The 10,547-nt window shown below is 42.5% G+C and carries 8 protein-coding genes; 3 read left to right on the top strand and 5 right to left on the bottom strand.

Features of this window, described 5'->3' with window-relative positions; all coding sequences use genetic code 11:
* Positions 1-502: 502 nt before the first annotated feature.
* Positions 503-874 (bottom strand): hypothetical protein, encoded by a 372-nt coding sequence (locus tag Q0541_RS09725; RefSeq protein WP_298908855.1) that lies wholly within the window; start codon positions 872-874, stop codon positions 503-505.
* Between the two features lie 606 nt (positions 875-1,480).
* On the opposite strand from Q0541_RS09725, the gene Q0541_RS09720 reads away from it, so the two are divergent.
* Positions 1,481-3,322, top strand: a complete 1,842-nt coding sequence (locus Q0541_RS09720; protein WP_298908852.1) for a choice-of-anchor Q domain-containing protein — start codon at positions 1,481-1,483, stop codon at positions 3,320-3,322.
* Between the two features lie 117 nt (positions 3,323-3,439).
* On the opposite strand, the gene Q0541_RS09715 is transcribed toward Q0541_RS09720, so the two are convergent.
* Positions 3,440-3,709, bottom strand: coding sequence for a hypothetical protein (locus Q0541_RS09715; RefSeq protein WP_069069307.1), 270 nt, complete (start codon positions 3,707-3,709; stop codon positions 3,440-3,442).
* Between the two features lie 473 nt (positions 3,710-4,182).
* Here Q0541_RS09715 and Q0541_RS09710 point away from each other — a divergent pair, with 473 nt between their 5' ends.
* Positions 4,183-5,481: a sodium:proton antiporter gene (locus Q0541_RS09710; protein WP_298908849.1), complete on the top strand. Its 1,299-nt coding sequence runs from the start codon at positions 4,183-4,185 to the stop codon at positions 5,479-5,481.
* 166 nt (positions 5,482-5,647) lie between these two features.
* On the opposite strand, the gene Q0541_RS09705 is transcribed toward Q0541_RS09710, so the two are convergent.
* Positions 5,648-6,037, bottom strand: coding sequence for a hypothetical protein (locus Q0541_RS09705; RefSeq protein ID WP_298908846.1), 390 nt, complete (start codon positions 6,035-6,037; stop codon positions 5,648-5,650).
* Between the two features lie 970 nt (positions 6,038-7,007).
* Between Q0541_RS09705 and Q0541_RS09700 the strand changes: the two genes are divergently transcribed.
* Positions 7,008-7,502: a cupin domain-containing protein gene (locus Q0541_RS09700; RefSeq protein WP_298908845.1), complete on the top strand. Its 495-nt coding sequence runs from the start codon at positions 7,008-7,010 to the stop codon at positions 7,500-7,502.
* Positions 7,503-7,625: 123 nt separating this feature from the next.
* On the opposite strand, the gene Q0541_RS09695 is transcribed toward Q0541_RS09700, so the two are convergent.
* Together Q0541_RS09695 and crtD are read right to left on the bottom strand one after the other, a co-directional pair.
* Positions 7,626-8,732: a saccharopine dehydrogenase NADP-binding domain-containing protein gene (locus Q0541_RS09695; RefSeq protein ID WP_298908843.1), complete on the bottom strand. Its 1,107-nt coding sequence runs from the start codon at positions 8,730-8,732 to the stop codon at positions 7,626-7,628.
* A 115-nt stretch (positions 8,733-8,847) separates the two neighbouring features.
* The gene (gene crtD / locus Q0541_RS09690; RefSeq protein WP_298908841.1) at positions 8,848-10,359 is read right to left on the bottom strand and encodes a C-3',4' desaturase CrtD; all 1,512 of its coding nucleotides are present in this window, start codon (positions 10,357-10,359) and stop codon (positions 8,848-8,850) included.
* Positions 10,360-10,547: the final 188 nt, after the last annotated feature.

Raw genomic sequence — 10,547 nt, 5'->3', positions numbered from 1 at the left:
CAAATGCGTTGGCTAGCAAGAACCGCAGGCATCGCCATGATTGCAACAATTTAGCATCGCGCCAGCGTAACGCACCCTTCTCAGGACAGGAGACGCTCTTGCGTTCGGGCTTGGTGCATTCGCCTGCGGAGGGACGCCAGCCTCCCCTACCTGCCTTAACAGATAGATTTCCTTAACTGAACTGTATTGCACCGTAGCCTACAAGGAGAGGGAACAAGAGTAAGATTCACAGCCTCTTTCCTCTTATACCATTTCACTTTAATAATGATACAAATACGTTGGTAAGGGCATGGCAATGCCATGCCCCTACAAGAAATCTATCTGTATCAGGGTTTTCGTGAATTGGTATTAGGAGCGCCCCACGGGCGGCGTACCACCCGCTACGAATGAAATAAACAAGTCAAATCCTCTTCCCTCCTGCCTCCTGCTTTGTTTCTTGAAAGAGAGGTTAAAGTGTATTGCAGGATAACCCCAGATTTGAGTCTGGGGTTTATGGATGTGATTACAAACCAACTAATTCACGAGATTCTAAATCAGAGAGTTGTTGAACAATCGCTAATCTTGCTTCCAACTTAGCTACACTAAACTGGTTACGCAGATATTCCAAATGGGCGATTGCATTTGCTTTATCGAGAGTTAATCGAATCTGGGTGTCTATTGACTTTTGATATTCCTGATTCACAAGCAGCACTTCAAAGCGACGAGCCTTGCGTTGAGCATCATTTTTCAAATCCATCTCAAAGGCGGCGGTGCGGTCTGCATTGCCTTCAAATCGGTTAACTTGGTGCTGCACTGCCATCAACTGAGAGTCTATTTCATTAGTCCGTTGGGCAGCTTGTGCGATCGCAGCTGGATAATGACTCAGTTGCATCATTTAATAATTTTCCTCTCATGTCAAGAATCTAGTGTTTAAGCATAAGACCAACCCTGGAATCCATTTTCCAAAAGGCTGTCACAGAGCAGTTTTACACTTAACCAAGCTGGGTGGATGCTATATATACTATTATAGTATAAATGTACTGAATTAGGGGATTAAAAGCTATGTCTAAGGTGCAGATATAGCGATCGCTATTCACCAAAAACTTACAGTAACTTTACTGTATCCCAGTAAAAATGAAGTTAAAATGAACTCTCAATAAATTTTCAATTAGAATCTCCTATTTGTATATAATGTTTGCTAAACAACTGTTTTGAGTTTAAGTATATTTTCATAACCCTCCAGAGTTTGAGAGGTTAATTCCCTAGAGATTTGGCTTTGAGAATCAATAGTTTTGGTTGAGTAGTCGCAAAACCCAATTACATTTTGGGCAACGTACCTCACCAAATCCTGTGACTGATTTATTGCACACCTGACACAGCGCTGTTTCCGGCAGTGTACTGCTTTTTAGTGGTTCCTAAAATACTCGAACCGCTACAAGTGCGAGTTTTTAGCCGCATCTTTTAATTCCCCTGAGAATGAGAAAAAATCGGAGTAACATCAATGTCTACATTTACCGTCACTAACACCAACAACAGCGGTGCTGGTTCACTACAACAGGCAATACTAAATGCGAATGCTCTAACAGGAAAGGACATCATTAAATTTGGTGGGTTGTTTACTGATGCGATCGCTGATACCATCACCCTTGCTGGTAGTAGTCTGAGTATCACAGATGACCTGAAGATTGACGGTACAGGGGCGGACTTGCTCACTGTTAGTGGTAATAATGCTTATCGTATTTTTGAGATAAGCAGTCATGCCACTGTTGAAATCAAAGGATTGACTATCACCAAGGGCAATAGTTATAGTGATAATTCTGAAATTCTGGGGGGTAGTGGCATTTACAATAAAGGCACCCTGACGTTAAGCAACGCCAGCATCAGTAGTAATAATGGAGACACGGGGGGCGGCATTTACAATACTGGCAGCCTCACGGTGAGTAACAGCACCATCAGTGAGAATATTTCATATTTCCGCGGCAGTGGCATCTACAATACTGGCACTCTGAAAGTGAGTAATAGCACGATCAGTGACAACACGGCAAGTTTCTACGCTGGCGGCATCTACAATGATGGTGGTATCCTCACAGTAAGCAATAGTACCATCAGTGGCAATAATGGAGGATCATCTTACGACTCACCCGGCTTCGGCGGCGGCATCTACAATAGTGGCGGCACTGCGACCGTGAGTAACAGCACTATTAGTAACAATGGTGGAGGCAATGGAGGTGGCATCTACAATAGTGGCACTTTGTTGGTGAATAACACCACCATCAATGGCAACTCTATATACGCTTTCGTTGGTGACAGCGACATCGGTGGCGGCATCTATAACAGTGGCATCGCAACAGTGACTAACAGTACCATCAGTGGCAATAAAGCACACTTTGGCGGTGGTATTTACAATAATGGTGGCACCTTAACGGTGAGCAACAGCACTATCACGCTCAATACTGCTTTCGGGCTCGAACTTGTACATTATAGTGGTTACGAGTATGGCGATGGTGGCGGCATTTACAACTCCAACTCTGGCACCATCATAGTAAAAAACAGCATTGTCGCTGGCAACTTTGACACCCCCAATGACGATCCAGCTAATGCTATCAACCTTGATCTAGTAGGTAAGTTCATTAGCAACGGCTATAACCTCATCGGCAGCCTCGGTAGCAGTACAGGCTTTAATGCTAGCGAACAGTTAACTGTTGCCATCACAGAAGTTATCGATACTACCTTGCAAAATAACGGCGGCCCGGTTAAAACTCACGCCCTAGTCACGGGTAGCCCTGCCATCAACGGTGGCAAGAATGCAGACGTACCTCTTGATACCACAGATCAGGATGGCGATGGCAACATCACTGAACAAGTACCATTTGACCAACGTGGTTCTGGCTTCGTTCGCATCTCTGGCGGTAAGGTAGACATTGGTGCATTTGAGGCAAAAGTCAATGTCATCAATGGCAACTGTGGAAGCAATACTCTCAATGGTACTGCTGGCGATGACATTATCACTGGCTACCACGGGAAAGATACGATCACAGGTGGTGCAGGCGCAGACTCGTTCGTTTATACAAATATCCAGGATGCGGGCGATACGATCGCTGACTTTAAAAAAAGTACTGACAAGATTGTCCTACGGCAACTTTTCCAAAATTCTGGTCTAGCCAACCTGAATTTTGCCAGTGCGCTCGCCAACGGCTATTTGCGCTTCGAGACTAAGGGAACTAGTGCGATCGTTTTAATTGATCCAGATGGTTCATCTGGAAAAGGTCATGCTGTCAACTTTATTACCGTCAGCAATGTGTCTACCGCTGCTTTGAACAACGCCATTAATTTTGCCTTCTAAGATTAAGTCCGCTCATATACCCATGATTTCGTTAGCCGTCAGACTGAAGTCTGCGGCTACACGAAGTAAGCCTGCTTATACAGGCTAATTATTCTCTATTAAACTCTGCACTATAGCTCAAGCCGCTTCCCGCAGTTGTGGTTGTGAGGGCACACTCACCTCTGGAAATGAAAGCGAGAGTTGTTCTGCTTGAGGTACCGCCGCTTGCTGCAAAACTTGAACTTCGATATTCACGCTCACCAAATAACTGCCTGTATCAGCACCAACCGCTTCAGCAATTAATTTGGCAATGTCTGGGCGTTTTGCAGTCAGCGGGTCACGTAAAATACACCGATCCCATTCATGCTTGGCAGTCGGATTGAGGTTGAGAATGTAATGCTTCATCATCGAACTAACCCTTGAATCCATCTTCCAGAAGGTTTTCACAAAACCGTTATGCATTTGGCTAGGCTTTGTGGACGCTATCTATATTATAGTATATTTGTACTAAATTGGGGCGATTCTGAGTGAGAAAGTAGAGAATATAGACCATTGGTTGGAGCGCACAACTGTGCATTAGCGATATTCTTGTGCTATTGACGCGAATAATCTAAAGTGTGATGCCGTACCACTTCCCTACGGGATGCTCCGCGAACGTGGAAGCAAGCTATGCGTAGCGTCTGTCTGCGACACGCTGCGCGAACGCAGAGAAAGCAGGCAAAGCCAACGCCAAATTTATCTATTCTTTTCTTCTCTAATTTGGTAGCCTGTTTGAATCGCCAATCCCTAATCCGAAAAAATCTGTCCATAGGTAACTTCTAATACAAAGCTATTGCAACTAAGCTTATAAAGCAACACCTAATTTTTATATAAATCGCTATATGGTAGATACCTATATTATTGACCTATTTGTGGTTGGTCTACTTTTGCTGATGGTCACATTAGGGTCAGGTTGGATTGCTCGCCTACCTCTTTCTTTTGCCCTTATCTATCTACTAGTTGGTATATTTCTAGGGCCTTACGGCTTAAAACTTGTTCAATTACGTCAAAATGAAGTTTTCAACGCCCAACTGCTGGAGAAAGTAACAGAACTTGTAGTAATTATTTCTGTGTTTGGCTGCGGCTTAAGAATTATTCGTCCTCTAAAGTTGGGGGTTTGGGATATTACGGTGCGATTGATTGTATTTCTGATGCCAATTTCAATTTTTGCTCTGGCTGTTGTGGGTAAATTGTTTTTAGGGATGAATTGGGGAGAAGCAATTTTATTAGGAGCAATTCTTGCACCCACAGATCCAGTATTAGCATCAGAAGTACAACTGACCGATACAAATGACCAAGATGAATTGAGATTTGGTTTAACTTCTGAAGGTGGTTTAAATGATGCTTTAGCTTTTCCCTTCGTTTATTTTGGCATTCATGCATTAGAAAATGATAACTGGGGCAACTGGTTTAAACAGTGGATAGCAGTTGATTTAATTTGGGCGATCGCAGTTGGCATCATTATGGGAATTGTTGTTGCCAAATCTATAGTTTGGATTGAGCAAAAAATTCAAAAACGCCGTGCTACCGATAAGGTAATGGAAGATTTTATTGCTATCAGTACAATTTTACTAACTTACTCCTTAACAGAAATGTTGAATGGCTATGGATTTCTGGCAGTATTTATTGCTGGGTTAGTTGTTCAACGCAGTTACAGAAATCCTGAAAAACCGCTAGCAGAATTGGAATTTGTTGAGCAAATTGAAAAGCTGTTGGAAGTGGGGACAATTTTACTATTAGGTTCAATATTATTATTAAAGCCAATGCTCAATTATGCTGGGCAATCTCTGATAGTGATAATTTTATTATTCTTGATAATCAGACCTGTAGGAGTTTGGATTAGTACAATAGGTAAACGTCCTGTAGAATCACACCGTCGAACCATGCACCCAGGAACTCGGTTGTTATTTGGATGGTTTGGTATTCGCGGTGTTGGTTCTTTATATTATCTTGCCTATGCGTTTGGTCATGGCTTAAAAGGTGAAGCAGGCGAACAAATTGCTTGGATAACTTACACTACTATTATCGCTTCTGTGATTATACATGGGATTAGTTCAACTCCATTAATGAAGTGGTATGAGCGCAATCTTGCTAATCATAAAAAGACTACTCCTCCCGCCACAATAGATGAATTTGAATAAAAGTAATTTTTGTAAAGTGGGCACTACTTACCCTTCTACGTTGTGAACAGCTTGGGTCTAGTAGAGTTTTTACCTCACTCCATACCTCTCTCCTTTTAGGAGAGAGGCTTTGAATCTTACTTTGCATCCCTTGTCGGGAAAGAGTTAGTGATTAGGTCTATATTTCCTACTTACCTGTCACCTTTTCAATAACTTGTTTCGCTTTTTCACCAAAAGTTTCTGGGGGATTTTGTTCTCTCTCAGCCTTCAAATTCCTTTCGTAAGCCTCCTCCATAGTATTAAGGCTTCCTGCATCTTTTATTGCTTCCTCATAAGCTTCTTCTCGTTCTTCCTCTTGAGCGCCAACGCCTGGGTCATATTCGTTAGCTCGATTAATTTTTTCTTCAGAAATTGGTTTATATTCTGGAGGTACTAGCTTCAATTCTTCAAGAGTAGTTGCATAACTAGCTTGCTGAATGAAAATAAACGAACCTGACAGGCTGATGGAAATCATCAAGGCAAGAACCAAAAAGCTGGAACGTAATGCTTGCTTTAAAGTTAATAAAATTTTTTGCATGAAAAAATCTCCTCTTTTTATTTTATGAGCCTTGGTCATGTATAAATATATTCAATATTTAAGGCTCACAGGCATCCTAAGTGTTTAAGTACAGTTCTTCCTTCTACCGCAGGGTATATTAATTTTTACCTATAGTTCAGTTAATGCTATCTGAACCTTTTAGGTTTTAGCACTACCTACATTTTTGTAATAGTCAAATTGTCGTGCTTACTGACATCCTCTCCAGAAATAAATTTCAGCACCTCATAGCTAAAGTCTACTCAAGTGGACTCAGTGGTAAACAGGAGTGGAAGTTACAGGAAAGGAGGAGGTGATTCAGGTTTTGACAGGTTTTCTAAACGCAATGCACCCCATATTAAAGGTATCCTGAATCTAAGCATTCCCCTTGATGAGTCTCCCATCTGGATTTTGGGGCAGTATCTTTCACAACGCCGGTCTGTCTACTGAGTCACGAAGACCGCTTGAAGAGGGCAAGTGGGTAAAGTATTATCGGTTAAATCCAGAGGATGTGGCTTTTACCATTAGTAATTTTACTTTTTATTACTTTTTCTGACAGATAGATAAATCTTTTAAATAAATTACTGACTATATATGTCTTTTTCAGGCTGGATCTAAAAGAGAAAAAGTCTATTATCAATTCAGAGTTAAACAAAACTTCTGAACACGGCAATACTCATAACTAAGACATTCTTATCCAAAATAAATCACTTTTTCAGATTTATTAAGTAATCAAAAGATTGACTTGAGTTATTAGCAAGGAACTTCAGTTACTTGTGGAACATGAGTTTTAAGTTAAGTTGACACTTATGGGTACTGCCGTGCCCTTACATCTCGCAATATAATGTTGTACCGCATCTGAATGGGAACCTCTATATTGTTACTAAAGAAATGTTGGGTTTAGATCCAATGTTTATCTCAACAACATTTAATTAGTTAATTTACTGACAATTAACAAAGGAGAATAACTACAATGACAGTCAATTTTAAAACCTCATTAGTTCAACCAGGTAAAGGTTCTACATTTTTAGTTTTGGGTGACTTGTATACTCTTCTGGCTGAAGGGAAAGATACAGGCGGAAGATATGGGTTAGCAGAGGTTTTAATGCAACCGCAAAGTATTGCACCACCCCATATTCACGAGCAAGCGGACGAAGCACACTATGTTCTTGAGGGAGAGGTTGAGTACCAGCATGACGAGCAGACTATCGTTGCAACTGCCGGAACTTTCATGCATTTCACTAGGGGTCAATACCACGGTTATAAAAACATCGGGTCAAAGCCTGCCAAAATCCTGATGTGGGTGACACCAGCAGGGGGTGAGCAGTTTTTTGCAGAGGTAGGACAGCCTGTCAATTTACCATTGAATGAGCAAGAACGCAATCTTTTGGGAGTCATTAATCCCGCCGACCTCGAAAAAGCGATCGCACTTGCTTCAACAAAATATGATCTGCAATTTCAACAGTGATTGCAACACATGAATTGGTTGTAGGGGCGTACCGCTGTACTCCCCTACCTATGTATCTGTTTCTGATATTTGGTGAAATCAGATAAAATTTTCACCCGGTGTGCTTAACTCAAGCGTATTAAGCTATAACCAACTGTGATTAATTTTAATTCCTCGGCTTTGCATTGCCTCTTCAAATAAATTTGTTGGTAGTGCTTCTTCGACAGGAAAAACACCTGGTTTATTGAGTTTACCTTCTAGCATTAATTGGGCAATACTACCTGTGCCGCAACCAGAAGCTATCGCTGTATTTTCATGCACTACAGTTGAACAATAAACGGCGGTTTCACCATTTTTTTGCCCTGTAACTTCTGAACGAACTGCTACCCCAATTCCAGTAAAATTATTAGTGACATCTGTCATTGAATGGCTGACATGAGACAGAAATTCAATCATGTAACGACGCTGCATTAACCACTTGGGAAAAACGTGTGCCGCAATCCAAGTTAGGTGATTGTAAAAATCGGGAACAGAGCCAAACTTAGTAATTACAGTTTTTACTGATGGGAAAGCTTTGGGCAGTGTAAAGGTTTCTGGCATATCAAACCAGTAAACTCCGGTGCGTCCATAGGGAGGTGGAAACTCAACTAATTCTCTTTCACTGTAAGGCTTGATTAGCTGCCATTTTCCATCTATCCAAGTGTCAAAAGGATACTGCAACCCCAAAAAAGTTGTCCGCATCACTGTAATGCCAGCACCACCAGAACCCGAAACCAAATAACTTAAATGGATCTTTTCTGCTTGATCAAATTGTTCAACACCTTGACGTACCATGCTGTTAGAAATACCAGGGAAAATGCCAGTATTAATAATTGCTGTTACACCAGCAGTAGCAGCTTGTTCATTATACTTGAGAGCTTTGCTGGTATAGGAACGATGGTCGCTGACATCTACATAGTTAACGCCTAGAGCAATACAGGTTTCGAGAACATTAGTATCTCGATAGTGAAATGGCCCAGCACAGTGGATGACTAAGTTAGAGTTTGCGATCGCATCTCGCAGCTTGTCTACTTCTGCCAAGTCCAATAGCAAAAACTGCACTTGTCCTCCCGAAGACAAGCTAACAGCCTCCCCAAACTCCGCAGAACGTCCAGTAATCGTAATTTGTGCCTGCGTATGGGTAGCTAGATCCTGAGCAACAGTGCTACCAATCCGCCCCCGTCCACCAATAATTAAAACGCTGTCTGTCATTACTCCAGATTAGCAATACTAATCTTATTTCACCAGTTTTCTGTCCCGTTTGCCATCGGTTACAAGTATGACTTGCCTGCAAACGAAGGAGGACTTATCAATTACTAGTAGTTGATCAGTTTTGCGCCTCAATTTGCCTGACTACTGTTAGCGCCGAATAACTTACCCCAGCAGTACCTTCCCCTGGATGGGTGGAGTCACCAACTAACCACAGATGCGAGATTGGTGTCCGATTGGCGAACCCAAAGGGGCCAAAGGTGGGTATTCTTTGACCAATGCCACCAACTATACCGCGATCGCGGGCTGTGAAATGAGCAAAGGTGCGCGGTGTTGCGGCTTCTTGATGAATAATCGTTTCTGGTTTGAGATAGAAGTATTGGGCAAGACGAGCGATCGCTTCTTGGGTAAACTTTTCTTTTAGTCCTTGATAATCTTCAGTCTGCCACCACTGTGCAGGATCGACAAATGAAGAAGCAATAATTGTGGCTTTACCATTTGGGGCGCGGCCGTCTCCAGGATGACTGACGGAAACAAATAGGGAATTATTCTCGCCAATCGGGCCATCAGCATCATACAGAAATTGCAGATGGGGAGGGCATCCAGGCGGAATCGCGCTGGCATCTACACCCAAATAAATCACAAACGCGCTCGATGCTTGGGGCAGTTTTTCCACCCGGTTTTGATAACCAGATGGGGCTTGTCCCAACAACTGCACCAAGTTTTGCACGGTGACGTTGCTAACTATGTGGTCAGCGGCTTCTGTCCAGACTTCGCCAGTTTTCTGATTTCTAATCACTACAGCAGTAGCTTTACCGTCTTCTACTTTGATTTCTTCTACAGTGTGGCGCATCAACAATTTGCCGCCATCTCTTTCTAAGGATTGTACTAGGCGATCGCTTAATACTTGCATACTTCCCTGGAGGTGAAACAATCCTTGGGGCAGTTGGGATACACTCAACGCTGTTGCAGCATAAAGTAATGCTGTCTGTTCTGCATCCACCTGGGAATACAACTTCAGTTGCAAATCTAAAAAAGTCCTCAATCGTTGGTTATTTCCCAGTCCACATAACCGTAAAGCGTCTCCTACCGTAAACAAGGTGAAGGGTACAGTAATTAATGTACTGGGACGCACCGCTTGCATTAGTTGCCACAAATCCCATAAATTACGTGGTGGTAGCACCGGATCGCGTCCTTGAAATTCCCAACTGGCATTAAATAAAGTTGCCATCAATTGCCAGAATGGTTCGCTACCGGGGAACTGTTTTTGTCGTTCCTCTTGCCATTTCTCTTGGTCGCGCCAGACATTAATCGGTGTGCTTTCTCCAGGTAAATATACCGCACAAGCAGGATCACAAGGCGTTGCTGGCGGTAAATCTATTGACAATTCTGAGAAAATGCGGTGGTGAATTCCCCCTGGTTCCAACCCCGCCACCTGAGTTGCTCCCACATCGAAGGTAAATCCCTGCCGTTTAAACGTCGAAGCACAGCCTCCGGGGACAAGGGCCTGATCCAAAATTAAGACGCTGTAACCTCTATGAGCTAATAATGCTCCAGCAGTCAGTCCACCTATTCCGCCACCGATAACGACAACACGAGAGTTACTTTTGTCAAGAGAAATGCTGGACATTGATTAGTTTATTTAAAATTCTTAATACTTTTACTGATAATTTTACCTTAATCTCAAAGTTGAATGGGGTCGAAGGGTGCGATTTATTAGTTAAGTCCAATACAGACCTAACCCTTAACCACAAGGGAAGGGGAGTAAGATTCAAAGCCTCTTTCCTCTTAGGCTACGGTGTACACACAAGTCTGAAA

The organism is uncultured Nostoc sp. (genome assembly GCF_937863485.1).
In the GTDB taxonomy this organism is placed as follows: Bacteria; Cyanobacteriota; Cyanobacteriia; order Cyanobacteriales; family Nostocaceae; genus Nostoc.
Note: the sequence above shows the minus strand (reverse complement) of the source record. Positions and strands in the feature narration are given on the sequence as shown.

Excerpts from the sequence above, each read along its gene's own strand:
- Q0541_RS09725 (WP_298908855.1), bottom strand. The coding sequence starts at position 874 with ATGATGCAACTGAGTCATTATCCAGCTGCGATCGCACAAGCTGCCCAA.
- Q0541_RS09720 (WP_298908852.1), top strand. The coding sequence starts at position 1,481 with ATGTCTACATTTACCGTCACTAACACCAACAACAGCGGTGCTGGTTCA.
- Q0541_RS09715 (WP_069069307.1), bottom strand. The coding sequence starts at position 3,709 with ATGATGAAGCATTACATTCTCAACCTCAATCCGACTGCCAAGCATGAA.
- Q0541_RS09710 (WP_298908849.1), top strand. The coding sequence starts at position 4,183 with ATGGTAGATACCTATATTATTGACCTATTTGTGGTTGGTCTACTTTTG.
- Q0541_RS09705 (WP_298908846.1), bottom strand. The coding sequence starts at position 6,037 with ATGCAAAAAATTTTATTAACTTTAAAGCAAGCATTACGTTCCAGCTTT.
- Q0541_RS09700 (WP_298908845.1), top strand. The coding sequence starts at position 7,008 with ATGACAGTCAATTTTAAAACCTCATTAGTTCAACCAGGTAAAGGTTCT.
- Q0541_RS09695 (WP_298908843.1), bottom strand. The coding sequence starts at position 8,732 with ATGACAGACAGCGTTTTAATTATTGGTGGACGGGGGCGGATTGGTAGC.
- crtD (WP_298908841.1), bottom strand. The coding sequence starts at position 10,359 with ATGTCCAGCATTTCTCTTGACAAAAGTAACTCTCGTGTTGTCGTTATC.